Raw genomic sequence first — 26999 nt, forward strand, 5'->3', positions numbered from 1 at the left:
TTGGAGTTTTTTATTACAGTAGAATACCTATTTTATTCTTCTGAAAACTTTTCAGCCAACAAATCCCATAGCTGAGAGTAACCATTGTCGTAGCCTAAAGCCCAAATACCCACACCACCTATTTTATTGTGTTTTATCCAATCGTATTTCACAGAAAGCGACTGCACATCTTCAAAAAACAATTGTCTATATTCATGGTTGTTATCTTTAATAATTATGTAGCTAGAAGCACTTTTAGGGTCGAACTTAACGGGGATTTGTAAAGAATCAATATACATATCTCGTATGGTATGGTAACGAGGATGCGATTTGAACTTCGTTACTTTAGCGCCCATTTCAGGTTTTTTAGTGTACCATTCAGCACCGTAATAAGGAAGTCCCGCAATTAATTTATCTAGAGGCACACCTTTGTTTTTATAATAAGTAACGGAGGCTTCTAAACCGTTCCCAAATTTTTTACTGTATTTAAAAGGAGTCACGGGACCGGTAGTTTTACTAAAACTTCCATAGTAATCGTACCCCATTAGCGTATAAAAATCGATATGCGGATTGATAGTAGGAATATCAAAAACATTGTTCCAGTCAATAGCATACAAACACAAAGAAACCATATAGTTAGGATTCTTTTCTTTTAGTTTTTTAGAAACCTGAATGATAAATTGTGTAAGTTGACTTCTATTTTCTTTAGCAACACCTTCAAAATCTATATTAATTCCGTCAGCATTTCTTAAGGCAAGTAACTCAGCTAGGTTCTCTATAAGTGTTGTTTGCGCTTTTGAGTTATTTAAAAACAAAGCATTGTTTTCGCTTCCGAAGTTAGTAACAGACAAAAACACTTTACAACCTTTTGTTTGGGCACTGTCAATTAACGAAGTAGTTTTCCACTGGTGTATACTTTTGTAGTTACCAGTTTTGGGTTCAACAGCATAAGAAAAGTATGAAATTCCCCAAAGCATAGAAAAATTATAACTCTTATAAGAAGAACCGTTGGAATACACATGCCAGCCAAATGTGCGATAATTAGGACGTACATTTCCTTTTTTATGAGTTATAGGTTTGTAAGAAATGTTGTTTAAACTATCCCATTGCTGTTCGGTGGTAAAATTTAAACCGCCGTACGTTTTTTCATGTAAATGACGCTGACTAACAAACTGTTTGCCATCTGCAATGTTTATAGAATCTTTGTGCTCTATAGGTTTTGGGTTATTGGTTTGTGTTTCCTTGTTTTTAGAGTTTGAACATGAAGTAATGAATGTGGTTAAAAATAAAAGAGTAAGGAGTAACCAAGTTTGCTTATTCGGGGGTTGTTTCATGTTAGTAAAAAGATAGGTTAGTAAAAATCATAGCTTCTAAAATTCTAAGAGTTACTAAAATACAATAAGTTTTGTAAAGTTGTTTTTGGTTGAAAGCTACATCTATAGAAAACAAAAAACTCCAAGCGAAAAGCTCGGAGTTTTTATTGTATGAAGTCAGGAATTTTTATCCTTTAATTTTTGCTAATTCTTGTTTTTTAGCATCAATTTCGTTTTCAATTTTTAATAAGCGATTTTCAATTTTGTTGATAATAGCTTGTTTTCTTTCAATGCTCTCTTTAGAAGTAGAAGCATCTTTCTTAGCCTCTTCTAATTTAGATTTCATTTTAGCTAAACCTTCCTTACCACTAATTAAAATTTCTTCGTTAATGCTAATATCATCTTCAAGATCACTTATTAACGTGTTTTTCTCTTTACTAATGTTTTTCTCTTTAGCTTTAATTTGGTTGCTTAATTGTTTCAATTTTTCTTCCTCTAAACGTAAAGCCTCTTGTTCTTTTAAATAAGCAAGCTCTCTAGCTTTTCTTTCTTCGTCTAACTTCTTACGAGCCTCTTCAAGCTTTTGTTTTTGTAAAAGAACCTCTTTTTGCTCATCACTAATATTATCTTCATATACAACAAGACCAGTGCTTGCAGTAGTAGCTTTAGCTTCCTCTTTTACCTCTGCTTCTTTAGCTTCTTCTTTTTTAAGTTTTCTAGCTAATTTTCTTTCAAGAGACGCTAAATCTTTCTTATGTAAATCAATTTGATTATTTAGCTTGCTTAGTCTTTGTTGCATGTTAGCAACAATTTTTTCTTTTCTTTCTATCTCTTGTTTTGTAGCTTTTTTACTTGTTTTAAAACGCTCTAAATTTCCTTTTACACGTTTTAAAGCACCAACTCCACTAATTAAAATTTCTTCATTAGCGCTAATTTGATCTTTCTTGTTTTTTACCTGAGCTTTTAAAGCTTTAATGTCATCTTGAGCATTTACTTGTTGGCAAGTAAACGTTATGAAAAAAGTTAAAGTGACTAAGAATCTTAGTGTTTTCATTTTTAATTTTATGGTATTAAGTTTTTGTTTTTTCGGGGCGCAAAAGTATGGCTAAATGCGAAAAAAAAATAACTTTTTAACATGTTTTTTACTGTGTTTTTCAAGAAACTAAAAACATAATGCTTTGACTCACATGAAATTTGATGTGAATAAATAGCTTAACAATACTTATTCGTGATGATAAGGCTCGTTACGAAGAATAGTAAACCCACGATAAATTTGCTCCACAATAAATAAACGAATCATTTGGTGAGAAAATGTCATTTTTGATAACGATAACTTTCCTTGTGCTTTATTATATACAGCCTCAGAAAAACCATAAGGACCTCCAATAACCAGCACCAGTTGTTTAATACCAGAGTTCATTTTCTTTTGTAAGTATTGTGAAAACTCTACGGAAGTATGTTGCTTTCCTTTATCGTCTAATAAAACTAGTTGATCAGTAGGTTGTAGTTTGGATAGAATTAACTCACCTTCTTTTTCTTTTTGTTGCGTCTCGCTTAGGTTTTTAACGTTTTTAATATCTGGAATAATTTCCAATTCAAACTTTACGTAATGTTTTAACCGGTTTTGGTATTCGTCAATTAATTGCTGTAACTGCTTATTGTCAGTTTTACCTATGGCGAGTAGTTTTATTTTCATACGGCAAAATTACGAATGTTTTATAAACTCTTAAAGGGAAGGTTTCAGTGTGAAAACAAGTTTGATTTTAAAAGTTTAAATAAATTTTATAATCAGTTGGAACAATTTTAAAATATTCTGATTCAAGCAAATTATTTGTGTCTATTATTTTAACACTGTGTCCATTTTTATTAAAAACAACGATATATATATAGTAATTTTCTAGTTGTTGGGCTTTTTGAATTTCGTTAGCTGTAATATGAAAAGAATATGAATTATCATTTCTTTTGACAGTTTTTACTTCGATATATCTTTTTTTATTTTCGTTTTCGATTGATAATATATCGTAGCCTAATGAGTTGTCATCACTCACTAATTTTACATTTGGACTATAATCTTTAAACCCATTAGCTTGTAATCGCTCAATCTCAAATTCAAGCACAATTTGTTCGGATTTTTCGCCTATTTGTTTGTTTTTAAGTTGTTTCGCAACATAATCTATTTTGATATTGTTTTTTGAAAAAATTTCTTCTAACATATCAACCTTTTTGAGTTGATTATTTATCGGTTCAAAATGCTCATTTGGTATATGTTTATAAAATGCACTCGAGAAAATAGATGGTATTAATTCTGGAGGTAAAGGAAATTTATTCAAGTTGAATTTTAGATGATAGATTTTCTCTTTTTTATATTTATAATCTAAAAGGTTTAACCTTTTTAATTTATCTAGATTAGTTTTTATAGTTCTTTTGGTTATAGGACTAAAAACTTCTATTCCATTTTCAAAAGTAAAACCATCTTTAGTTAAATAAACTTCTGGATATGCGTAATTAAAAAAGCTTTTTTGATATAAACTAAAATACCACATTTTAGCCCCTCGCTTTAAAGAACTTTCAATGTTATCTAGAATTTGTCTATATTTTTTAAAACTCTCTTTTATTTTTTCGTTTTCATAAATTTCTTCATCAAGAGTAATTGAACTACAAATAAATTTAGTTTCTCTTTGTTCTAAAAGTTCTTTAAAAAATAATAAGTTATTGGTAGCTTGATTTTTAAAATCCTTAGCGTTATTTAGATTGTTTTTCTCAATGAATGACTGATCAATTTCGAAATATCCAGACATATTGTAAATTAGGAATATTTTTTTTCCTCTATAACTTAATTCATAGAGTGAGTTGTCATTATCAAGTTCTATTGTAGATTGAATTGAGATAAGTTTGTCAGAAATATGAGTTGCTCCAATTGATAAATTTGTCATTGATCAAATTCTTATAATAATATTATAGCAAGTAGTTTTTATAAGTCGGATAATTTAGTGTTTTTATCTATTAAAAGCCATTCAGTCCATTGCCAATAAGGAAAGTGGGGATTTAACTCAAGTCCGTTGTCTAGTATTATTTTTTTTCTTAAGCCACTGAAAGAATAAGTTTCTCCTGTATCATCTAATTTTAAGCATTTACTACCTTTTCTATAAATGGTAGCAATCTTTTCAATTCCTTTTTCGTCACTTAAAGGAATATATTTTACTTTCTGACCAACTTTAATCTTTTCTTCTTGGAACAATTTTGTAATGTATCTTCCTTTTCTTTTCTTACCTGTGTCTTTGGGTGAATCAGATTCTGTAACTAAAAAATTTCTCGCAATAAATTCATTGTCATTATCTTTGAAATAATCAAAAGTTAATACATTAATTTGAAGCCCATTTCCTGCAAGATACTTACATATTCGTTCTGTTATTAAGTCAATTGAAGAACCAACAATATAGATTTTCTGGTTTTCATTTATTTCAATGTCTTCTTCATAATCATCAAATTTTTCTGACATTAATTCCGAGACGTTTTTGCCTATTCCGTTTTTAGTAAGAATGTCATTAATACCATCTTCGTCAAGCGTGTTTATCCAAGAGGCATAGTCTAAAACTTGAGATGTAACTTCTCTTGTCGTTAGCCCTCGTTTAAGTTCTAAAATAATTAAATCTCCATTTTCATCAATAGCTAGTAAGTCAATTTCTTTTCCGTGGTCTGTTTTAATTTTAGAACCAATAAGAACTGCATCAGGTAGTACAATTGAAATATCTTGCTCAATCCACTTATGAATTCGGTCTTCGTAATCTAAATTATTTGAATTAATTTCGACTAATTTATTATTTTCAACTTTCCAAAGTTTTGTTTTGTCCATCAGTTTTTCAAATTATGTAAAACGGTTTCGTATAATCGTGAATTATGGTTCTTAAGTTACTAGTGTTAGCAATTTCAGGTGAATTGAGACCTGGTTAAGTCCACCGTAATTGCGATTATAGGTTGTTAGCCACAGTATTTTTCCTTTAATTCTAACTTTTTAATTCGAGATCTTATTGCTCCATTATTTCTTCCAAAAATAAGGCTTAACTCTTTTATGTTTTTTCCTTCACAAAAAAGTAATTCAAGTTTTTCATCATCTTCTTTTTCCCATTTTGTGTAAGTATTTGAGTTTTTTTCTCTTTTCTCCATAAAGGAATAAGATTTCGTTGGTTTAGAGTTTTCAATTTTCGTCATTAAATTATCAAAAGCGATGTTTTTTTCAATTAAATGTTCAGGCAATTCTAATATCAGATCTTCTAGTTTATCTTTTGAAGACTCTATAAAATCAATCAATTGATTTAAAGGAGCATTTGTTGTTTCTAAACCAGCTATTATAGGAAAGTGGTTTTTCATTTGGTATTCGATTAGTCTAGCAACATTTCTATTACTTAGAGGTTTACAGTATTTTAGTTTTAGCAGAGGTCGTTCAATTTCATATTGTTTTAATCTACGTTCAATATTGTTTGTAATTCCAAATTTAGATTCACCATTACCATTCATTATGTAGATAAAAGTTTCCCAGTCATATCCATTTCCTGTAAGTATTTTAAACTTTTTCATAATTTTAATTCGGAGCTTTATTACATCTAACAGTCTTGTGTATGAAACGTAATGTGTGGGTGAATTTGTAATCTTTTTGTTTGTATGTTGTTAGCAAGCGTTTTTCGCGTTTAATTCTTTTAACCTTTTATCAAAATGCACTAATAATTCCTTAATTTTTGAAATTCCAATTGCTGTCATTTCTATATCATTAAAATATAGGGATTCTCCGTATTCTTCGGTATTATTTATTTTTACTAGTTCATTCTCAAATAGTTTTAGTTTTTCTAGTCTTTTTTTAGCAATTTGGTTTAAGTTGAGTAATAAGCCTTTAATTTCTCTGAATCTGATGTAATGTCTTTTTTCTTGATCATTACAAACAAGAATGTAAAACTGTTTTTCTGTTGCTAAATTTTTTGCAGATAAAACTTCTTCAAATACAATTCCTGTATTTTTAATTTGTTTAAAAAAACTAAACTTGATTATTTTAATGATTTCATGATAAGCATCATTATTAAAGTTGTATAATTCCATTAATATAACTTTTCATTTTTAAAGCCAAATCAAAAGATTTGACGGACTTAATAAATAGACTAAGTTTTGGGTTAAACACCAAACCTCGTATTAATTATAGTCATTATAAGCAAAAGTATTTATGGCATAGGGAAAGTTAGCTTTTCTTTACTTTGTTTAATTTTATTCTCTTTTAAGTGTTCTTTTTTCGTTTGAACAAAAAACCAACCATCAGTAGAAAGATTTTCAAGTACATTGTAACATATTGGACATTCAATTGAAGTTTCAGACTTTTCTTCCGAGAAGAATAATTTATTTTCAATTACTATAATATCCTCATTACAGTTCTTGCATTTTATCTGTTTTTCCATAATTGTCTGATTTTATCTTATAAAAATAATCTTTTTAATTCATTTTGAACAACCTGTGTTAAGTAATTATCTCTACACCAGCAGTTCGTACAATCCCTCGTTATGAATTTACCTTTTAATATATGCCCGTCAGGAACTAGTTCTTTTATTAGTGTGACTGCTTCATTAAATAAATGAATGTAGTCTCCATTTCCGTCAGGGATTTTTACTCTTGGGTCGTCAACAATAACTTTTCTAACGTAGTCAAATAATATAGGTGTCGAATTGTTTCGAATAGTAATCATTTTCTTTTGCCTTTGATATTTACCCCAATCTTCTCTTAACTCATCCACGTTTTGAAAATATCTCTCTTCATCTGTGGAATCTGTGCTCCAATAAATTGGATTGTCTTTTGTAATCCATATTTCACAGTCATAGTTTTGCAAAAAGGTTATGTCAAGTTCAAATAGGATAGGACCATAGTAATTTTGTCTACCAAAAAACGAATGTAAATCTGTCGAATCTAAAAAAATATCATTCCAGACATTTAAAACTTGGTCAGCTTCATCAGAACTTTGTGTCGTTTGAACTAATCCAAGTTGTTCAACCGCACCTCTTGAAAGAAGTCCATTTTGTTGAAAATAAGTTAAAGATGTCTTAACAGTATTTGCGTGATATAAAACAGGTATATTTTTCTCAATGAAGAAATCATATAAAATTTGATTGTTTAACCTCATAGTTTGCTTTATATTTTTGTTAACGATTTTGTATAAGTCTAGTACAGGATTAAAACACCTATATTTTCAACCTTGTCATTATTCACTAGCTTTGGTTTAATCGTTTCCACCCTCATTACACTTATACGGAGGTGTGTTTCGTCGTTATTTATATTTCAATACCCCTTAATTTTCTGTATAACTTCAAAGCGAATAAATCTGTCATTCCAGAAATAAAATCCAATATGTGCATTACTTTTATATATGCTGAGCTTGATTCGTCAAAATAATATTGTTTTGGGAGTAGCCCTAAAATTTTATTCTGTTCTTTATCTCGCTTGTCTTTTTCTGTTAAAGCTGATGTAACAAAGTCTTCAACTAAGCTGGACATGATTCTAAAGCCAGCTATTTCTAATTCTATCACTTTTCGCGCATTATAGATTTTTTCAATTGAAATTTTTTCTATCTCATCCATTACTTCTTTTAATTCAGGAATACTCTGAATTAAACTTTTGTTTTGTTTTCCTTTTATGATTTGGTCTCGGTTATTCCAAAATATATCTGAGCATTTATAAATCAAAGTATTGATGGATTTTGCTCTTAAATATGCAATCGATTCGTTCTTGTCATTCATTAATGAGTCAGCATGTTCTTTTACTCGTTCGATATCATCTTTAGGGTTATGTTTAATGATTTTTATAAACGCATTTCTTACAGTTTCGTAAGTTAAAATCCCTAACCTATGTGCATCCTCAAAATCAATTATATTGTAAGCAATGTCATCTGCTGCTTCTACTAAATAAACAAAAGGATGTCTTTTATAAGTTACTCTTGATTCAACATTGTCAGAAATAAGGTTTAATTCTTTTGCTATATCAAGGAATACCTCTTCATCAATTTTAAAATATCCATATTTTTTCCTGTGAAGTATTTTTTTGTTAGAAGCTGAAGATTCACAAGGATATTTAATTATTGAACCAATTGTGCTGTATGTAAGTCTAAACCCCCCTTTGTTTCTCCCTTGCTGTTGCATTGTTAAAATTCTTAAAGCATTAGCATTGCCTTCGAAAGTGATTAAGTCATTCCATTCTTGTTCTGTAAAGTTCTTTTTAAAGTTTAAATCTTCAGTTTTATCAGTATCACGTTTTCTAAAGTACTTTGAAATTGCTTCTTCTCCTGAATGACCAAAAGCGGGGTTTCCTAAATCATGTGCTAAACAAGCCGATGCAATTACATTTTTTAAATTATTCCTATAAAAAGGTCGAGCATTTCCATCTTCCTTTATTTCATCAATTTGTGATATTTTCTTACCTATAATTTTACCTAAAGATCTTCCAATACTAGCAACTTCAAGAGAGTGAGTTAATCTATTGTGAACAAAGACTTCCTCAGGTAAAGGAAAAACTTGGGTTTTATTTTGCAATCTACGAAAAGGACTAGAAAAAATAATTCTATCCCAATCTCTCTCGTATTCGCTTCTAATGTCTCTTTTTCCGTTGTCTACTCCATATCTCTTAGGAGAGAAGCAATTATTCCAATTCATTATCATTATTTGAGTTTTTTTATTTTAATTAGGTACAAGTTTTATATCAAACTTCAATTCTTTCAGCCCAACAAAAACAAGGAAAATCATAAAGTTCTTAAAACAAGTTATAATTATTAGTTAATTAATTATACAATTCTTGCGAACCTAATACAAAGCGAGCATACATTCTTACGGAATCCCATAAGCTCAATTATTTAAGTAATAAAAGTAGAGTTATTTGTCACTAACGACTTCAGATGTAGCTGTCAAGGTCGCTGATATCACGGCGTGCTCCGCAGACACCACGGCACGGGTCGCTGATATCACGGCGTGCTCCGAAGACACTACGGCATGGGTCGCTAATATCACGGCATGCTCCGAAGACACCGCGGCATGGGTCGCTGATATCACGGCATGCTCCGAAGACACCGCGGCATGGGTCGCTGATATCACGGCATGCTCCGTTGACACCACGGCACGGGTCGCTGATATCACGGCATGCTCCGTTAACACTACGGCACAGACCTTTTTATCAAAGGCAACTGCCGTAACATCATAAGAACTTTATATAGAAATAAATCGCGAACTCTTAACAACTAAGCATTAATAACTAAAAACTAACAACTAGCGAGTAACCACTACCTGTACGGAGGTCCTGCAACCCAACCAACAATAGACTTACGAACCCCTTTAGTAATAGGAGTAACACGATGCATCATAAAAGAAGGAAAAACAATGATGGTACCTTTCTCTCTAGGAGCACTTACAATTTTTTGATTCAGCATAAACTGTAAATCACCGCCCTCATACTCATCAGGGTCAGATAACTGCATGGAAATACTCAGTTTTCTATCAGAAATTTCACCCGCACCAAAATCCAAATGCCAATCAAAAAAGTCACCTTCAGTATAGCTAGCCAATTGCAAATTGTTATGAAAACCCAACAAATCAAACCAATACCGTTCGTTATTACACTGAATAGCCAAACCAGCCAATCGGTTGTAAATCCATTCAGTTTCAGGCGTATTTTCAATAAACATCACATCGCTTTTTCTAAGCTCATCATCATAAGTATCCGCTCCGCTAAGCGTAGCCTTAATTTTTTGATTCTCATTCCATAAATTCAAAATTCTATCAGTTTCATGCGGAAGAAATAAACCGTTGTAGTGTACAAACTCAGCAAAATTATGTTTTAACGGAAGACCAAAAGGATAGTTTATAGCCATGATATAAGAGTAGTTATAAGTTGAAAGAAAATTTCTTAATCTTTACAACACGTAAGTTTTAAAATTCGGTTAGTTTTTAGATAGCAAAATATAAAAAACAAACAAGAAGGAGTAAAAAACAGTCGTAAAAGCAAGAAAATAAATCAAGAGTGTCAAACCAGTGGATGCCTTTAGAGATAAAAATATAGGAAACTGTCAGTTCGAGTGATTTTGAGGTACGAAAAATAATATCGAGAACTAATTTAAACGCTATAACTCTTTTTCTCGATACAAATTTTACTCATTTCAATCATAAAATTCACTCGAATTGACAGAGTTTTCTCAAAATGTATGATGTAAAAGTGTAAGATAATACGCTAAACAAACACCAAACACATACCATACACATAAAGTAGTTGAAAATGAAAAACAACCTGTAACAGGTTTAGAATTTTGTTAGTAAAGAAAAGGTAAAAATTACACAACAATAAGCAGAGAACTCAAAACAGAGAACTAAAAATAATTGTATTTTTACCTCAACAATTCAATACTATGATTTCACAAGAACAATTTAATAAAGAGTTAGATTTAATTATAGCAAATGCTATTAGAGAAGATATAGGAGATGGAGACCATACATCATTATCATGCATCCCTGCCGAAGCAACAGGAAAAGCAAAACTATTAGTAAAAGACGAAGGAATAATAGCCGGAGTGGCGTTTGCTAAAATGGTGTTTAACTATGTAGATGCCGATTTAAAAGTAGAAACGTTGATTAATGATGGATCACCTGTAAAGTACGGAGATATTGTTTTTTATGTATCAGGAAAATCACAGTCTATTTTAATGGCAGAACGTTTGGTACTAAACGCAATGCAACGTATGAGTGCTATTGCAACCAAAACTAAGTTTTTTGCCAATTTATTAGAAGGAACCAAAACCAAGGTGTTAGACACTCGTAAAACTACACCAGGAATTCGTGCTTTAGAAAAATGGGCGGTAAAAATAGGAGGCGGAGAAAACCACCGATTTGCTTTATACGATATGGTAATGATTAAAGACAATCACATCGATTTTGCAGGCGGAATTACACAAGCAATTACCAAAACGAAAAAGTACCTAGCAGAAAAAGGATTGGATATTAAAATAATTGTAGAAGCACGTAGCTTAGAAGAAATTGAAGAAATTTTACAAAACGAAGGCGTGTACAGAATTTTGATAGACAACTTTAACTATGAAGATACCCGTAAGGCGGTAGCTATGATAGGAGATCAGTGTTTAACAGAATCTTCTGGAGGAATCAATGAAAAAACCATTAGAGAATATGCAGAGTGTGGGGTTGATTTTATTTCGTCTGGAGCCTTAACACATTCAGTATACAATATGGATTTAAGCTTAAAAGCGGTCGATTAATAAAGAATCGTCATTACGAGTGAAACGAAGTAATCTTAACAGGTAAATACGTTCACTTTGTTTAAATAATAAAGACCAAAACTCATGAAAAAACAACTATTACTCATAGCAACGCTAGTAGTAGCTATGTCGTGTAAAACAGAGCAAACTAAAAAAGAAACCACTTCAAACATGGTAGAAAATCCATTATTAGTAAAAAGTTCTTTAGACTTTGGAGCACCAGATTTTACTAAAATAAAGAACGAACACTTTATGCCTGCAATTTTAAAAGGTATGGAAGTTCAAAATGAAGAAATAGCTAAAATTATAGCAAATACAGAAGCACCAACATTTGAAAATACAATTATCGCTTTTGAAGAAAGTAGCAAAACGTTAGATAATGTTGAGGCTGTTTTTTATGCTTTAGCAGGAGCACATACAAACGATACAATTAAAGACAATCAAAAAGAATTAGCGCCTAAATTTTCTAAACACAACGATGAAATTTTATTAAACACTAAGTTGTTTGAAAAAATAAAAGCGGTACACGATAACTTAGACAACTTAGAATTGGATGCTGAGTCTAAACACTTGGTTAAAGAACAGTATAAAAAGTTTGTAAAAGCAGGTGCTAACTTATCTGAAGAAAAGAAAAACGAGTTAAAAGAAATCAATGCAGAATTAGCAAGTTTATCTAACGACTTCGGAAAAAAGTTATTAGACGCGAGTAAAAAAGGAGGTTTAACAGTTACCGATAAAGAACAACTAAAAGGGCTTTCAGAAGAAACAATTAAAGGTTTAGAAAAAGACGGTAAGTACGAAATCCAACTGATTAATACTACACAACAACCTTTATTACAAACTTTAGAAAATAGAGAAGTTCGAAAAGAATTGTTCGAAAAATCAATTCACAGAACTGATGCGGGTGAGTATAACACAAGCGACTTAGTAAAGAAAATGGCATCGTTACGTGCTAAAAAAGCGCAAATCTTAGGTTTTGACAACTTCGCAAGTTGGAGTTTACAAGGAACAATGGCATCTACACCAGATAAAGTATTTGAAATGTTCAACGGATTAATTCCAGGGTCGTTAGCAAAAGTAGCTGCTGAAACGAAAGAAATTCAAGCAGAAATCAACAAAGAAGGAAACGACTTTACTTTAGCTCCATACGATTGGAATCATTTTGCTGAAAAAGTACGTAAGTCTAAATACAACTTAAACGAAGATGAGGTAAAACCATACTTTGAGTTAACCAATGTGTTAGAAAAAGGTGTGTTTTATGCAGCTACAAAATTATACGGAATCACCTTTAAAAAGCGTACCGACATTCCTACCTATCACCCAGATGTAGTAGTGTATGAAATCTTTGAAGAAGACGGAAGCAAGCTAGGATTATTCTACGGAGATTTCTTTGCAAGAGACAGTAAGCGCGGTGGTGCGTGGATGGGAGCTTTTGTAAAGCAATCGAAATTAAGAGGACAAAAACCAGTAATTTACAATGTTTGTAATTACCCAAAACCAGCAGAAGGAGAACCAGCATTAATCAGCTTTGATAATGTAGAAACTACCTTCCATGAGTTCGGACACGCGTTACATGGTTTATTCGGAAATCAAAAATATGCATCAATTTCAGGAACAAGTACTGCAAGAGACTTTGTTGAGTTTCCTTCGCAGTTCAATGAAAACTGGTCAACACATCCAGAGGTATTAAATAACTACGCTTTACATTATAAAACAGGAGAAGTGATTCCAGATGCGTTATTACAAAAAATTAAGAATGCAGGAACGTTCAATCAAGGGTATTCAATTATTGAAAACTTAGCATCTTCTAATTTAGATATGCAATGGCACACCATATCAGCAGATACGAACATTGAAGATGTAGCTAAATTTGAAGAAGAGGCATTAGCTAAAATGAAGTTGAAGATTGATGAGGTGCCACCAAGATACCGTTCAACCTATTTCGCACATATTTTTAACGGAGGATACGGTGCAGGGTACTACTCGTATTTATGGACAGAAATGTTAAGTCATGATGCCTACGATTGGTTTAAAAACAACGGATTGTTAACCAGAGAAAACGGTCAGAAGTTTAGAGAACAAATCTTATCGAAAGGAAACACGATTGACTATGCAGAAATGTATAAAGTTTTCGCAGGAAGAGATCCGCAAGCTGAACCAATGTTAAAAGCGAGAGGGTTACAATAAATGAATGATTTCTTTGACAACGAAACATTTACAAAAGTTGATTTTACACTAACAAAAATCAACAAAGGAGAATATGACAGCTGTACGTTTGAGAATTGCAATTTCGAGAACGTACATGCTTCAAATATTGAATTTTTAGAGTGTGAGTTTATCAACTGTAATTTTAGTAATACAGTGGTAAACCACACTTTTTTTAAAGATTGCACTTTTGAAAACTGTAAAATGGTTGGGGTAAAGTTTAATGAATGCAACAACTTTTTGCTAGAAATGAGCTTTCATAACTGCCAACTAAACTTATCTTCTTTTTACCAATTAAAAATTCCTACTACAAAATTTATAAGTTGTAATTTGCAAGAAGTAGATTTTGTTGAAGCTGACTTAAGTAGAGGTCTTTTTAAAGATTGTGATTTAAAAGGAGCAATTTTTGATCAGACGAATTTAGAAAAAGCAGATCTTACAACTGCCACTAATTTTGCGATCGATCCTGAAAATAATAGCATTAAAAAAGCTAAATTTTCCAATGAGAATATTGTAGGATTGTTGTATAAATATGATATTGTGGTGGAGTAATGTGGTTGGGGGTATTGAAGTAACAAAGAAGCAAAGATGCTGAGGAGTGAAGTTAAAAAGAAGTAAAGTTAGAGATAGGCAAAGTTTCTTAGAGTTATAGAAGCAAAGTGAAAAAGAAAAGTATAAAATGAAAGAAAAAACACGTATAAAAACATTCAGAGATTTGTTGGTTTGGCAAAAATCGATGGGTTTTGTAACAGAGGTTTATAAAATATCTAATAATTTTCCTAAAGAAGAAGTTTTTGGACTAACTTCACAAATGAGAAGAAGCGCAGTTTCAGTACCAAGTAATATTTCTGAAGGATTTGGAAGACAAAGTTTAGGAGATTTTATTCGGTTTTTAAATATTGGAATAGCTTCGTTGTTTGAATTACAAACACAACTTGAAATTTCTTCAAACTTAGAGTATATTTCAAAGGAATCTTTTGACAGACTTTATGAGGAATCAAGAGAGATAGAAAGAATGCTGTCAAGTTTAATAAGAAAGCTAAAGGAAAAACGATAAAAACTATGCAACTTTGATACAGCAACACTATTCAGCTTTGAAACTAAAAAAAACTAGCATCTTTGAACCTCAGCAACCAATAACACTTTGCAACTAAAAAGACTTTGTAACTTAGAATCTCTGAAACTAGAAACACTTTGCAACTAAAAAGAAAATGACTAAACAGATAGAAGAAAGCCTTGAGAAAATTCCAGTAATTAACTGGCTCGTAGCCTTTGGAAAGAAAATTAAAATTCCAGGGTTAGAAGGAATGTCTTTGTATGATGTACTCGAAATGTATGTTATCGGTATTGTAAAAGGAGCATTAACAACAAGGGCAGGAGGTATTGCTTTTAGTTTTTTTATGGCAATTTTTCCATTCTTATTATTCATTTTAACACTCATCCCATACATCCCAATTGATGGATTTCAAGACGGACTACTCTCATTAATGCAAGAAGCGTTACCACCAAAAACCTTTGAAGCGGTAGACTTTGTGATAAAAGATATTATTAACAATCAATATGGCGGATTGTTATCATTTGGTTTTTTAGCTTCTATCTTCTTAATGACAAATGGTGTAAACGCAATATTTGGTGGGTTTGAATATTCTTATCATGTAAAAGAAATGAGAAACGTTTTTAGAGCCTATGTAGTTTCTTTAGGGGTGTCATTATTAATGTCTTTTTTCTTAATCGTTACCGTAACGCTGATTATCTTTTATCAAATAGCACTTACAAGAATCCATAAAATAGGATGGCTAAATACAGGAGATTTAGATTTGTTTTACTACGGAAGAGGTTTCTTGTTTTTAGTAATGATTTTTACCATTGTATCGCTACTTTTTAGATACGGAACCAAACAAGGTAAAGAGGTGAAGTTCTTTTCTCCAGGTGCTATTTTAACTACGGTAGTATCTATGTTTACCTTTTACTTATTTGGAATTTATGTAGTAAAGTTTGCGCAATACAACCAATTATACGGTTCAATTGGTACCTTGTTAATTTTAATGCTTTTTGTGTGGTTAAACGCCATTATTCTTCTCTTAGGCTTTGAGTTAAATGCTACAATTTATCGTTTAAAACGTAAAAATAAAGCGAGAGCTAAATAACATTTTTCTTCATATTTTTTCGGATATTTGCAGGCTCAACAATCAATGCACAGTGAGCAATTATCAGTGAACAATGAAAATAGGTAACTGATAACAGGCAACTGAGAATAGATAACTGAACACTGATAACTGATAATAGATAACTGATATGAAACCAGGAATCCCAAAAGGAACAAGAGATTTTTCATCAACGGAAGTAGCAAAGAGAAACTATATTTTTAATACGATTAAACATTCGTTTGAAAATTTCGGATTTCAACCTATTGAAACGCCAAGTTTTGAAAACTCTTCTACATTAATGGGAAAATATGGAGAAGAAGGTGATAGATTGATTTTTAAAATCTTGAATTCTGGTGATTATTTGAAGAAAGTAGATGAAAACTTATTGGCAGATAAAGACAGTCAAAAAGTTACATCAAAAATTTCTGAAAAAGCCTTACGTTACGACTTAACAGTTCCGTTTGCACGTTACGTAGTACAACACCAAAACGAAATTACATTTCCGTTTAAGCGCTACCAAATTCAACCAGTTTGGAGAGCAGATAGACCACAAAAAGGACGTTTCCGTGAGTTTTATCAATGTGATGCCGATGTAGTAGGAAGTACTTCACTATGGCAAGAAGTTGAGTTTGTGCAATTATATGATACAGTTTTTAGTAAGTTAGGGTTAAATGGTACGACTATCAAAATCAATAACCGAAAAATCTTATCAGGAATTGCTGAGGTAATTGGTGCATCAGACAAGTTGATTGATTTTACAGTGGCTTTAGATAAGTTAGATAAAATAGGAAAAGACGGTGTGGTTAAGGAGATGTTGGAGAAAGGAATTTCTGCTGAAGCCATTGAAAAAGTTGATCCGTTATTTAATTTTTCTGGAAGTAATCAAGATAAGTTAGCTTCTTTAGAGGCTATGTTAGAAGGTTCAGAAGAAGGATTACAAGGAGTGGCCGATTTAAGAACTGTAGTTGATAACGTAGAAAGTATTGGGTTAGATTCGGCAAGTTTAGAGTTAGATGTAACCTTAGCTAGAGGATTGAACTATTACACAGGAGCTATTTATGAAGTAGCTGCACCTGAAGGTGTAAAAATGGGTTCTATCGGAGGTGGAGGTCGTTATGACGACTTGACAGGTATTTTCGGCTTAAAAGATGTTTCTGGAGTAGGAATATCTTTTGGATTGGATAGAATATACTTGGTAATGGAAGAATTAGGGCTGTTTGAAGCAGTAGAATTACCAAAACCGAAAGTATTGTTTTTAAATTTTGAAGAAAACGAGAGTTTAGATAAAGTAAAAGCCATAAGAACATTAAGACAAAACAATATTAAGTCAGAAATGTATCCAGACGTGGCAAGCAGTAACAATCAGCAAAAAAAGCAATGGAAATACGCTACAAATAGAGAAATTGAGTTTGTAGTGACAACCGTTGAAAATGGTACGCTTGTTGTTAAAAATATGTCTACAGGAGAGCAAACTACTTGTTCTTTAGACGAATTGATAAATAAAGTGCAGTAAATTACCAACAATGTTGTAAATTTGCGCCCTACTAATTTTAGATAGAAATGTTTGAAGTGAACAGCAACAAAATGAATGACGATAGCATAGATGAAATAGGAGAGAACCACATTGGTACGTCGGCTAAAACGCCTTTACGTGCAGATGCTTTCGATATTTCTGACAAGGAAAAAATTGAAAAAATTCAAGAGAGCGTTAGAGAAATTCTTGAAACCTTAGGAATGGATTTAACAGACGATAGCATGCAAGGTACTCCTAAAAGAGTTGCAAAAGCTTTCGTAAATGAGTTGTTTATGGGGTTAAACCCTAAAAATAAACCAGAGGCGTCAACATTTGACAATACCTACAAGTATGGTGAAATGTTAGTTGAAAAAAACATTATTGTATATTCAACATGTGAGCACCACTTGTTACCAATTATTGGTAGAGCACATGTGGCGTATATTTCAAATGGTAAAGTAATCGGTTTATCTAAAATGAATCGTATTGTAGAGTATTATGCTAAGCGTCCGCAAGTACAAGAGCGTTTAACTATGCAAGTAGTACAAGCAATGCAAGAAGCATTAGGAACGCAAGATGTTGCTTGTGTTATAGATGCTAAACATTTATGCGTTAACTCACGAGGAATTAAAGATATTGAAAGTAGTACAGTAACTGCTGAGTTTGGTGGAGCATTTAAAAACAAAGAAACCAAACGTGAATTCTTAGATTACATAAAATTAAACACTGATTTTCAATAGAAAATAAGTTGTAAATAAATAAAAAAGCTCATTCGAAAGAATGAGCTTTTTTTATTATGATTGAGTTTTACTTTGTTTTAATTTTTTAACGCCATCAACTATAAACCAAGAAGCAAATAATACTCTAAAGAGCAAGAAAACATATTGATTTTCGGTTGTAAAGCTAAATAAAAGTCGATACACTTCTCTTTTTTGAAAAAAGATAGAAAATGTATTAATTAAAATAAATATACCTATGAATAAATATATAAAAGGAAGTACTTTTTTCACTATTTAACAGGGATTTTAATTTCGTATAGTTTTCTACTACGGTTATTTAATTTGTTTTCTCTTAGCCAAGAGTTATGTAGCTTAAGCTCTTTGTAGGTAACTCCAAACTTTTTAGCAAATAAAGCAATATTATTAATGGCAGTATCTACTTTAACAGTATATGTTTCTGGTAGTGTATATAAATCTTCTTGGTCAAAAACAAAACCGTATTCTTTAGGGTTAGAAATAATTTCTTTTAAGGCTAAAATTCTAAAAACATAACGCTCAGTTTCATCTGGTAATAAAGCATCATAATAGCTAGTTACACCTTGAGCATCTAATCTTTTTGAAATACCATAGTTACCCGCATTGTAAGCTGCTGCTGCAAGTGTCCAAGAACCAAAACGTTCTTTTGATTTCTTTAAATATTCAGCAGCTACTTTAGTAGATTTTTCAATATGGTAACGTTCATCAACATTACTATTAATTTCTAATCCATATTCTTTTCCTGTTTGTTTCATAAAGTGCCACATTCCCGCAGCTCCTACATGTGATGTTTCATCAATAAATCCACTTTCAGCCAAGGCTAAAAATTTAAAATCGTCAGGTAAGCCATATTTTTCTAGTAGAGGTTCTAAAATAGGGAAGTATTTATTAGCACGTTTTATTAATAACAATCCATTAGATTGCCAATAAGTGTTTACTAAAAGCTCGCGATCCATTCGTTCTCTAATGTCAGGTTTTTCAATAGGAACTCGTTCTCCAGCTAAATTTAAATCGTTAGGTAGTTTTAAAGCTTTAACCTCATAGCTTTCTGCCACATTTTTAATGGTAGGTTCGTTTGATTTACTTATAGTATTGGTAAATAAAATTCCAACAAATACTATAGTTAAGATAGATAAGAAGCGGATTGATTTGTTCATTTGTTCTTTTAGTTTTTGTCAAGTTGTGTAATGGTGTTAATCCATCAAAAAACATTCCTTTTTTAATATTTCAGAAATAGTTTTTGCCTTGGTCAGTATCATCACATGTGTACCATTTTCAACTTCAATTGCGTTTTTGATATACTTTATAGGAAAAACCTCGTCTTTTTTTCCGTGAATATGTATTATTCCAGGAATCGATTCTTCTTGTTTCCAATGTAATACGTTGTATATAGCCCACTGTAAATACTCTTTGTCTCTAATAGATAGATATATCTTATACAGTTCAGCTCGTTTTTTTAAATAATCATTAAAAAAGTAACGTTCGTAACTTTCAATGTTAGCAATAACTTTTGAAGGGAAAAGTTTATAGACTTTTGTTATTTGTGCTAATTTAAGACGTTTAGGAAACTCTTTGTTGTTTTTAACACTTGATATGATAATTATTTTTTTGCAATCAATAATTTTACTCATCTCTTGCACCATAATACCACCAAAAGAAACCCCAATTAATATAGGGTTTTTGTGTTGAATTTTAGCACATAGTCTTTGCGCGTAGTCTTGAATACTTTCATCGATAGATGTTGGAAGCATCCAATCTAAAAAGTGCAATTCAAAATGTTCTTCTGGTAGAGAAATACGCTCAAATATTTTGGTGTTGGCAGCTAAACCAGGAACAAAATATAGGTGAGTTTTAGACATTATTCAATAAACTTTTTGTCTAATAAAATACCATCTATATATTCATGTACATCAATAAGTTCATCAGGAATATCTTTCCATAAACGAATTAAGATTTGTTTTCCATCATGAACTATATAAGTACTAGATAAGTCTGGAATTTTAGGGTTGCTATAAACATCTTTAAAACTAGCAAAATCCTTTTTGTTAAGCTTATTGTTTAGCTCTTGCAGTTGTTTTTCTGATAGTGTAAATTTTTGTGTTCCTTTTACTAATACATATTCAATTCCGTTGTAAAGAACATTTCCTTTTTTATCAATAGAAACGGAATATACGGGACAGTCACCAAAACAAGGAGTTTTGATAATTCTTAAAAGGTTATTTTTTTCTTCGGAAATTATATCAGTTAATTTTTCTTCTGAGTTGGCATCAACCAATCTAAATTCACCACTTTCCTGTAGTTTATCAATCCAAAAATCACGCTTTCCTTTAGGAACTTCAACAATACCTATTTTTGAAGCATCTGTTTCATAAGCCATTTTGCTCCAAGTTAAACCGCTGTTTTTTATAAGTGATTTTACATCGTCAATACTTTTAGCGTTTTTAAGAACAACAATTAGCTCGTTTTGAGAAATTGTAGGCTTTGTAACTTCTTCTTCAATAGTGATCTCTTTTTCAGTTGGCTCAGCTAGTTTAGTTTCAGAACTTTTTTTAGGAATACCACAAGAGATTCCTAAGGCTAAAAAAGAGTATAAAAGGTATTTCATAGGTGAGTTTTTTGATTGAGTGAAAATTCATTTAGACTATAAAAATACACTATTATTTATCTTCAAAAATATTTAGACTGAATATTTTGTCAAGAACCCAAAAAGGAAGCCATATAAGTAGTCCTATAATGTTTATAGCAATTGTAGCGAGAGGATTTTTTTCAAACCTAGAAAAGAAACTTATAATATAATTAATAAGGTTTGTATCGTTATAATACCCAAAAAAACTTCTAATGCTTTTCGGTTTTATGCTTCTAATAATTTCTATTCTGTCTTTGATTAAAACATACAAGAAAAATAAACTGCCGAATAAGAGTATACTACATAGAATATAAGAATACTTTTGTAAAGACATTAAACAATAACTTCTGCATCCACAAAATCAAAACGAACTAAACCGTCTTCATCAATTTTTGTTAACGTAACTGTGTGTAATGTATTTACTAGCTCAGGATTCCAAGGAGCTTTAACTTTTACGTAGTTTTCGGTAAACCCGTGGATATATCCTTCTTTGTTTTCACTTTCAAACAAAACAGTTAAGGTGTTACCTAACTGACTTTCATAAAAAGCTCTACGTTTTTTAACAGATAATCCGCGTAGCATTTTACTTCGTTTTGCACGTGTTTTTTTAGGAACAGCACCGTCCATTTCAACAGCTTCTGTATTTGGTCTTTCAGAATATGTGAAAACGTGTAAGTAAGATATGTCTAAATCAGCTAAATAGTTATAGGTTTCTAAAAACAATTCATCTGTTTCACCAGGGAAGCCAACAATAACATCTACACCAATACATGCGTTAGGCATTACTTCTTTAATTTTTGTAACTCTATCAGTGTATACTTTTCGCAAGTAACGACGTTTCATTTTCTTTAATAACTCATCACTACCAGATTGTAGTGGAATGTGAAAATGAGGAACAAAAGTATTTGAGTTGGAAACAAAATCAATCGTTTCATCTTTTAATAAGTTAGGCTCAATAGAAGAGATACGTAAACGATTAATTCCCTCAACCTTATCAAGAGCTTGTACTAACTCTAAAAAGGTATGTTCGTGTTTTTTATTACCGAATTCACCTTTTCCATAGTCACCAATATTTACTCCTGTTAAAACAATTTCTTTAATTCCTTTTTCAGAAATTTCTTTAGCATTTTTCAATACATTTTCTAACGTATCACTACGTGAAATTCCACGTGCTAAAGGAATGGTACAATAAGTACACTTATAATCACATCCATCTTGCACTTTTAAGAAAGCACGAGTACGATCTCCAATAGAGTAAGAACCTACATAAAAATCGGCATCTTCAATCTCACAAGAATGTACTTCACCAATATCATTTTTGGTCAAGTCGTTAATATAGCTAGTTACATTAAACTTTTCAGTAGCGCCCAATACTAAATCTACACCATCAACTGCAGCTAATTCTTCTGGTTTTAATTGTGCATAGCACCCTACACCAATAACAAAAGCCTCTTCATTTTTCTTTAAAGCAGATTTTACAATACTTTTAAAACGTTTATCAGCATTGTCTGTTACCGAACAGGTATTTATTACATATATATCTGCTTTTTCTTCAAACTCAACACGTTCAAATCCTTCATTAACAAAGTTTCTGGCAATGGTTGAGGTTTCTGAAAAATTTAATTTACAACCTAAGGTGTAAAAAGCTACTTTCTTATCTACATTCATCTTTTCTCTGTCCTAAATAAAAAACAAAAGCCTTGTACAAGTCTTTAATTTTTTAGAAGTTCGTATAGTTTATTTAATCTACTACTGCTTAAAGCAGTTTTGGGTTTGCAAAAGTACGATAATATTCATGATTTTTGAAACGAAAAGATTACTTATTCGAAAGCTACAAGTTGTTGATATAGAACCTTTTTATGAGCTAGAAAGCAATCCGAAAGTATTGCAATACGCCACAGGAGAATCTAAAAATTTAGAGGAAAGTAAGGAGGATTTAGAACAGCTTATAGCACGATATACCAATAAAGAAAACGATTTTTGGATTTATGCCATAGAGCGAAAAGCTGATAATGAGTTTATAGGCACGGTTGCTTTGGTAAAAGATGAAGAAGGTAATGATGAAATTGGATATCGATTTATAGAACGATACTGGGGAAATGGCTTTGCAACTGAGCTATGTGAAGGATTAATACAGTATTGTAAATCGGTAGGAATGAAAAAGCTTATTGGGTGTGTGGTTGATGAAAATGTTGCTTCCGCTAAAATATTAGAACGATTCAATTTTGTTGCTATAGAGAAATTTATAAGTGACGATATTGGTTTACCAGAAACTAAATATGAACTAAATTTATGATAGTAGATAATTTAAAGCCTCCGTATTACGCAGTGGTTTTCACCACAACTCTTTCTGAGGATACAGAGGGATATTATGAAATGGCTGAAAAAATGGACAATTTAGCTAAAGAACAAGAAGGGTATTTAGGTGTTGAATCGACAAGAAGTGATGTAGGGATTACGGTTTCTTATTGGGAAAGTTTGGATGCTATCTTAAAATGGAAAAATAACATAGAGCATACTGAAGCTAGAAATATAGGGAGAGAAAGATGGTATAAAAAATATCAACTACGTATATGTAAAGTAGAACGAGAGTATGGGTTTGAAAAAGGGTAATAAATAAGGTAGTAAATTCATGTACGCAGTACTAAATAAATTTTTAAGTAAGTTTTTTAAGAAAAGCACCATATTTAAGTATGGGTTTAACTTATCTCCAATGTACAAAAGGTCTACAGGAAAAATAATATATGTATCTGATGACTTATTGAACGTGAAAGTGAAAATTCCTGTTAGTTATAAAAACAAGAATTATGTAGGATCCATATTTGGTGGAAGTTTATTTTCGGCAACAGATCCAATTTATATGATTCAATTAATTAATATTTTAGGAAATGATTATGTTGTTTGGGATAAAAGTTCATCTATTAAATTTATAAAACCTGTTTATGAAGATGGTTTTATAGATTTTGTTTTTTCTACTGATGAAATTGAAGAAATAAAGAAGAGAGTAGAAGTAGAGAAAAAAATAGATTTGATTAAAGAGCTAGAAATAGTAAGTAAAGATAAATCTACTGTTTTTACAAAAATTGATAAAACCATTTACATTGCAGATAAAACGTACTATAAAAATAGACGAAAGAATAAATAATTTTTTATTAGTTCTTATAGCTTTGTTAGTAATAACTTCTTGTAAAAAAGAGAAAAGTAACTTTACAGATAAACAAGTTTTTCGCTATAATGAGCATTCAAATATTACCTCATTAGATCCTGCTTTTGCAAAAGATCAACGAAATATTTGGGCTGTAAATCAGTTGTATAATGGATTGGTAGAGCTGGATGATAGTTTACAAGTACAACCTTCAATAGCAAAAAAATGGACAATTTCTGAAGATGGGAGAACCTATCAGTTTCATTTAAGGAATGATGTATTATTTCACAAGCATGAATTGTTTGGAAGAGACTCTACAAGAAAAGTCATAGCAAAGGATTTTGAATATTCTTTTAATCGATTACTTGATAAAAATGTGGCGTCTCCAGGTGGTTGGGTATTGCAAAATGTTGCTAACTTTAAAGCAGAGAGTGATTCAGTTTTTACAATTAATTTGAAGCAACCTTTTCCACCTTTTTTAGGATTGCTGGCTATGAAATATTGCTCTGTAGTTCCAAAAGAAGCTATTGATTATTTTGGGAATGAGTTTAGAGCAAATCCGATTGGAACAGGGCCTTTCCATTTTAAACTTTGGGTTGAAAATACAAAGCTGGTATTGAGGAAAAATCCACTCTATTTTGAAAAGGATGAAAAAGGAAATCAACTTCCGTATTTAGAAGCAGTAGCTGTAACTTTTTTACCAGACAAACAAAGTGAGTTTTTACAGTTTATTCAAGGAAATATAGATTTTATGAAGAGTTTAGATGCCTCATATAAAGATGATATTCTAAATACTGATGGAACCTTAAAAGATAAATATGTTTCTAAAATCAATATGCAAACAGGAGCGTATTTAAATACAGAATATTTAGGAATATATTTAGATGGAGAAGAGGAGCATCCAACAAAATCTAAATTGATACGACAAGCTATAAATTATGGTTTTGATAGAGAGAAGATGATTAAGTTTTTGCGAAACGGAATCGGGAGTCCTGCTACAAGCGGGTTCATCCCGAAAGGATTGCCTTCATTCAATAATCAACAAGGATATTCATACAAGCCTGAAGAAGCGAAGAGGTTAGTAGCAAAATACAAAGAAGAGACAGGAGATGAGAATCCACAAATAGCCATTACAACAAATAGTAACTATTTAGATTTGTGCGAGTTTATTCAACGTGAATTGCAAAAAATAGGAATAGCTACCAAAGTAGATGTGATTCCGCCTTCAACATTACGCCAAGGAAAAGCAAATGGTAAGCTGCCTATTTTTAGGGCAAGTTGGATTGCTGATTACCCTGATGCGGAAAACTATGTGTCGTTATTTTACAGTAAAAATTTTACTCCTAATGGACCTAACTACACGCATTTTAAAAATGAACTTTTTGATACTTTGTACGAACAATCTATTAAAGAAGTATCTGTAAAAAAGCGTCATAGATTATACCAAAAAATGGATAGCATTGTAATTACTGAAGCACCAATTGTACCGTTATATTACGATGAGGTAATTCGTTTTACACAGAAAAATGTTACAGGTTTAGGAATTAATCCGATTGATTTGTTAAACTTAAAAAGAGTACAGAAAAACTAAGCGTTATTTTTTGTTTCGTTCCAGTAATAGCTGTCAGGGTATATTCGTTCTCCAAATATAGCTGTTCCAACTCGTACAATAGTAGCACCTTCTTCAATAGCAATTTCTAAATCACCACTCATTCCCATTGAAAGCTCTTCTATAGCAACATTAGGAATTTGAAGTGCTTTAATTTCTTCTTGAAGTTGTTTTAAAAGTTGAAAGCATTTTCGAACTTCATTTGACTCTGAGCTTAGTAGACCAATAGTCATTAATCCTTTTATATGGATGTTTGTAAACTTTGAAATTTCTTTTACAAGCTCAATAGTTTCCTCTGGATTAGCACCAAATTTGCTTTCTTCAAAAGAGGTGTTTACTTGTATGTATACATCTATTTCTTTTTCCTCTAAAGTTAATCGTTGATGCAATTTTTGAGCAACAGATAAGCGATCAATAGATTCAATACAACTAGCCCACTTTATAACTTCTTTAATCTTGTTACTTTGTAAATGACCTATAAAATGTACTTCAGGTTGCAGGTGTTTTATTGCACTACATTTTTGTTTTAGTTCTTGTACTTTGTTTTCACCAACAAGAGATTCACCTTGCTCTAAAGCAAAATTTATTTTGTCTGTATTTACCGTTTTTGTAGCTAATAATAAACGAACATCTTTTGGGTTTCTATTAGCTTTTTTACACGCAAATTGTATTCTTTGATGAATAATGTTGAGGTTGTTTTGAATATTATCCATTTATTAATTGACTATTAAGTTCTTCTTTTTCAATAATTTTATTTTTTACAGCTCTAAAAGTAATGTCTTTTGCTTCTGCATAAGATATACCATAGATACGATTCACTTCTCTAAATTCTTCGGGAAACTGTTGTAGTAAAGTTTCATAATAATTATCTAAATCTGATTCATTAGGGGCTTCGAATTTAAGCTTCAGTTGAAAACGTCTTAAAAGAGCAGTGTCAATAACACTAGAGTGATTCGTAGCAGCAATTAATAAAACGTCATTTGGAAGTTGATCTACAAGTTGAATAACAGTATTAACCAATCGTTTCATCTCACTAGAATCTTTACTATCATAATCTCGAGCTTTACCGATGTAATCAAACTCATCTAAAAATAAGACAGCACTTTCTCTAGTGGCTTTTTTAAAAACCTCAGATATGTTCTTGGCAGTTTCTCCTAATTTTGAAGAGACGATACTTCCTAAATTAAGTGTGATGATTTTTTTATTGAGCTTTTTAGCAATAGCCTTTGCAGTGGTAGTTTTACCACAGCCAGTATGTCCAAACAATAAAATTTTATTATCAACAGGCAGTTTGTATTTATCTAAAACAGCAACGTGTTTAAATTCTTTTAATAGTTGTAGTAATGTGTTTTTGTTTTTATCACTTAGATGAACTTCGTGTAGTTCAATAGTTGTTTCTTTCGATTGAAGAATCAAGTTATGTATAGCCAT

The 26999-nt window shown here is 31.4% G+C and carries 28 protein-coding genes; 11 read left to right on the top strand and 17 right to left on the bottom strand.

What is annotated here, in order from left to right; translation table 11 throughout:
- Window positions 1-32: 32 nt before the first annotated feature.
- The 11 genes from ACKTTR_RS04465 to ACKTTR_RS04515 form a co-directional block, all read right to left on the bottom strand.
- Window positions 33-1313, bottom strand: a complete 1281-nt coding sequence (locus ACKTTR_RS04465) for a glycosyl hydrolase family 18 protein (RefSeq protein ID WP_408026695.1) — start codon at window positions 1311-1313, stop codon at window positions 33-35.
- A gap of 166 nt (window positions 1314-1479) precedes the next feature.
- Window positions 1480-2346: a coiled-coil domain-containing protein gene (locus tag ACKTTR_RS04470; protein WP_408026696.1), complete on the bottom strand. Its 867-nt coding sequence runs from the start codon at window positions 2344-2346 to the stop codon at window positions 1480-1482.
- Window positions 2347-2514: 168 nt separating this feature from the next.
- A complete protein-coding gene (gene rlmH / locus ACKTTR_RS04475) occupies window positions 2515-2988 on the bottom strand; it encodes a 23S rRNA (pseudouridine(1915)-N(3))-methyltransferase RlmH (protein WP_408026697.1) in 474 nt (157 codons plus the stop codon).
- A gap of 67 nt (window positions 2989-3055) precedes the next feature.
- Window positions 3056-4225 carry a DUF3883 domain-containing protein gene (locus ACKTTR_RS04480; protein WP_408026698.1) on the bottom strand — a complete coding sequence of 390 codons (1170 nt, stop codon included), beginning with the start codon at window positions 4223-4225 and terminating at the stop codon, window positions 3056-3058.
- Between the two features lie 38 nt (window positions 4226-4263).
- On the bottom strand, window positions 4264-5145 hold the full coding sequence (locus ACKTTR_RS04485) for a hypothetical protein (RefSeq protein WP_408026699.1): 882 nt from the start codon (window positions 5143-5145) through the stop codon (window positions 4264-4266).
- Between the two features lie 125 nt (window positions 5146-5270).
- Window positions 5271-5867, bottom strand: a complete 597-nt coding sequence (locus ACKTTR_RS04490; protein ID WP_408026700.1) for a hypothetical protein — start codon at window positions 5865-5867, stop codon at window positions 5271-5273.
- A gap of 90 nt (window positions 5868-5957) precedes the next feature.
- Entirely contained in the window at window positions 5958-6380 is a 423-nt protein-coding gene (locus tag ACKTTR_RS04495) for a hypothetical protein (RefSeq protein ID WP_408026701.1), read from the bottom strand.
- 119 nt (window positions 6381-6499) lie between these two features.
- Entirely contained in the window at window positions 6500-6730 is a 231-nt protein-coding gene (locus ACKTTR_RS04500; protein ID WP_408026702.1) for a hypothetical protein, read from the bottom strand.
- Between the two features lie 17 nt (window positions 6731-6747).
- Window positions 6748-7446 carry a hypothetical protein gene (locus tag ACKTTR_RS04505; protein ID WP_408026703.1) on the bottom strand — a complete coding sequence of 233 codons (699 nt, stop codon included), beginning with the start codon at window positions 7444-7446 and terminating at the stop codon, window positions 6748-6750.
- 148 nt (window positions 7447-7594) lie between these two features.
- Window positions 7595-8968: a dGTP triphosphohydrolase gene (gene dgt, locus ACKTTR_RS04510; protein WP_408026704.1), complete on the bottom strand. Its 1374-nt coding sequence runs from the start codon at window positions 8966-8968 to the stop codon at window positions 7595-7597.
- A gap of 620 nt (window positions 8969-9588) precedes the next feature.
- The gene (locus ACKTTR_RS04515) at window positions 9589-10176 is read right to left on the bottom strand and encodes a 2OG-Fe(II) oxygenase (RefSeq protein WP_408026705.1); all 588 of its coding nucleotides are present in this window, start codon (window positions 10174-10176) and stop codon (window positions 9589-9591) included.
- 531 nt (window positions 10177-10707) lie between these two features.
- On the opposite strand from ACKTTR_RS04515, the gene nadC reads away from it, so the two are divergent.
- The 7 genes from nadC to folE all read left to right on the top strand — a co-directional run bounded on the left by nadC (window position 10708) and on the right by folE (window position 18173).
- Window positions 10708-11568: a carboxylating nicotinate-nucleotide diphosphorylase gene (gene nadC / locus ACKTTR_RS04520; RefSeq protein ID WP_408026706.1), complete on the top strand. Its 861-nt coding sequence runs from the start codon at window positions 10708-10710 to the stop codon at window positions 11566-11568.
- 84 nt (window positions 11569-11652) lie between these two features.
- Window positions 11653-13755, top strand: coding sequence for a M3 family metallopeptidase (locus ACKTTR_RS04525; RefSeq protein WP_408026707.1), 2103 nt, complete (start codon window positions 11653-11655; stop codon window positions 13753-13755).
- Complete coding sequence (locus ACKTTR_RS04530) at window positions 13756-14325, top strand: pentapeptide repeat-containing protein (protein WP_047790484.1); 570 nt, start codon at window positions 13756-13758, stop codon at window positions 14323-14325.
- Between the two features lie 127 nt (window positions 14326-14452).
- On the top strand, window positions 14453-14830 hold the full coding sequence (locus ACKTTR_RS04535; protein WP_073184801.1) for a four helix bundle protein: 378 nt from the start codon (window positions 14453-14455) through the stop codon (window positions 14828-14830).
- 154 nt (window positions 14831-14984) lie between these two features.
- The gene (locus ACKTTR_RS04540) at window positions 14985-15920 is read left to right on the top strand and encodes a YihY/virulence factor BrkB family protein (protein ID WP_408026708.1); all 936 of its coding nucleotides are present in this window, start codon (window positions 14985-14987) and stop codon (window positions 15918-15920) included.
- A gap of 148 nt (window positions 15921-16068) precedes the next feature.
- Complete coding sequence (gene hisS, locus ACKTTR_RS04545; protein ID WP_408026709.1) at window positions 16069-17433, top strand: histidine--tRNA ligase; 1365 nt, start codon at window positions 16069-16071, stop codon at window positions 17431-17433.
- 71 nt (window positions 17434-17504) lie between these two features.
- Window positions 17505-18173, top strand: a complete 669-nt coding sequence (gene folE, locus ACKTTR_RS04550; RefSeq protein WP_408026710.1) for a GTP cyclohydrolase I FolE — start codon at window positions 17505-17507, stop codon at window positions 18171-18173.
- A 269-nt stretch (window positions 18174-18442) separates the two neighbouring features.
- Here folE and ACKTTR_RS04555 read toward each other — a convergent pair whose 3' ends face one another.
- From ACKTTR_RS04555 to mtaB, 4 genes are all read right to left on the bottom strand, one after another.
- Window positions 18443-19345, bottom strand: coding sequence for a lytic transglycosylase domain-containing protein (locus ACKTTR_RS04555; protein ID WP_408026711.1), 903 nt, complete (start codon window positions 19343-19345; stop codon window positions 18443-18445).
- 36 nt (window positions 19346-19381) lie between these two features.
- On the bottom strand, window positions 19382-20047 hold the full coding sequence (locus tag ACKTTR_RS04560; protein WP_408026712.1) for a lipase family protein: 666 nt from the start codon (window positions 20045-20047) through the stop codon (window positions 19382-19384).
- Window positions 20047-20793, bottom strand: a complete 747-nt coding sequence (locus tag ACKTTR_RS04565; protein ID WP_408026713.1) for a DUF6438 domain-containing protein — start codon at window positions 20791-20793, stop codon at window positions 20047-20049. The genes ACKTTR_RS04560 and ACKTTR_RS04565 overlap by 1 nt, the downstream gene beginning before the upstream one ends.
- 354 nt (window positions 20794-21147) lie before the next feature.
- A complete protein-coding gene (mtaB, locus tag ACKTTR_RS04570) occupies window positions 21148-22482 on the bottom strand; it encodes a tRNA (N(6)-L-threonylcarbamoyladenosine(37)-C(2))-methylthiotransferase MtaB (protein ID WP_408026714.1) in 1335 nt (444 codons plus the stop codon).
- 127 nt (window positions 22483-22609) lie between these two features.
- Here mtaB and ACKTTR_RS04575 point away from each other — a divergent pair, with 127 nt between their 5' ends.
- From ACKTTR_RS04575 to ACKTTR_RS04590, 4 genes are all read left to right on the top strand, one after another.
- Window positions 22610-23110 (top strand): GNAT family N-acetyltransferase, encoded by a 501-nt coding sequence (locus ACKTTR_RS04575; RefSeq protein ID WP_408026715.1) that lies wholly within the window; start codon window positions 22610-22612, stop codon window positions 23108-23110.
- The gene (locus ACKTTR_RS04580; RefSeq protein ID WP_408026716.1) at window positions 23107-23427 is read left to right on the top strand and encodes an antibiotic biosynthesis monooxygenase family protein; all 321 of its coding nucleotides are present in this window, start codon (window positions 23107-23109) and stop codon (window positions 23425-23427) included. The genes ACKTTR_RS04575 and ACKTTR_RS04580 overlap by 4 nt, the downstream gene beginning before the upstream one ends.
- A gap of 100 nt (window positions 23428-23527) precedes the next feature.
- Window positions 23528-23959, top strand: a complete 432-nt coding sequence (locus ACKTTR_RS04585; protein ID WP_408026717.1) for a DUF4442 domain-containing protein — start codon at window positions 23528-23530, stop codon at window positions 23957-23959.
- Window positions 23916-25550 carry an ABC transporter substrate-binding protein gene (locus ACKTTR_RS04590; protein ID WP_408026718.1) on the top strand — a complete coding sequence of 545 codons (1635 nt, stop codon included), beginning with the start codon at window positions 23916-23918 and terminating at the stop codon, window positions 25548-25550. The genes ACKTTR_RS04585 and ACKTTR_RS04590 overlap by 44 nt, the downstream gene beginning before the upstream one ends.
- Here the strand turns inward: ACKTTR_RS04590 and ACKTTR_RS04595 are convergent.
- Together ACKTTR_RS04595 and ACKTTR_RS04600 are read right to left on the bottom strand one after the other, a co-directional pair.
- Window positions 25547-26281 (bottom strand): YggS family pyridoxal phosphate-dependent enzyme, encoded by a 735-nt coding sequence (locus ACKTTR_RS04595; protein ID WP_408026719.1) that lies wholly within the window; start codon window positions 26279-26281, stop codon window positions 25547-25549. The genes ACKTTR_RS04590 and ACKTTR_RS04595 overlap by 4 nt on opposite strands.
- The gene (locus ACKTTR_RS04600) at window positions 26274-26999 is read right to left on the bottom strand and encodes an AAA family ATPase (RefSeq protein ID WP_408026720.1); all 726 of its coding nucleotides are present in this window, start codon (window positions 26997-26999) and stop codon (window positions 26274-26276) included. Before ACKTTR_RS04600 ends, ACKTTR_RS04595 begins: the two co-directional genes overlap by 8 nt.

The sequence above is a fragment of the Tenacibaculum litoreum genome, from assembly GCF_964513915.1.
GTDB lineage: Bacteria > Bacteroidota > Bacteroidia > Flavobacteriales > Flavobacteriaceae > Polaribacter > Polaribacter litoreum.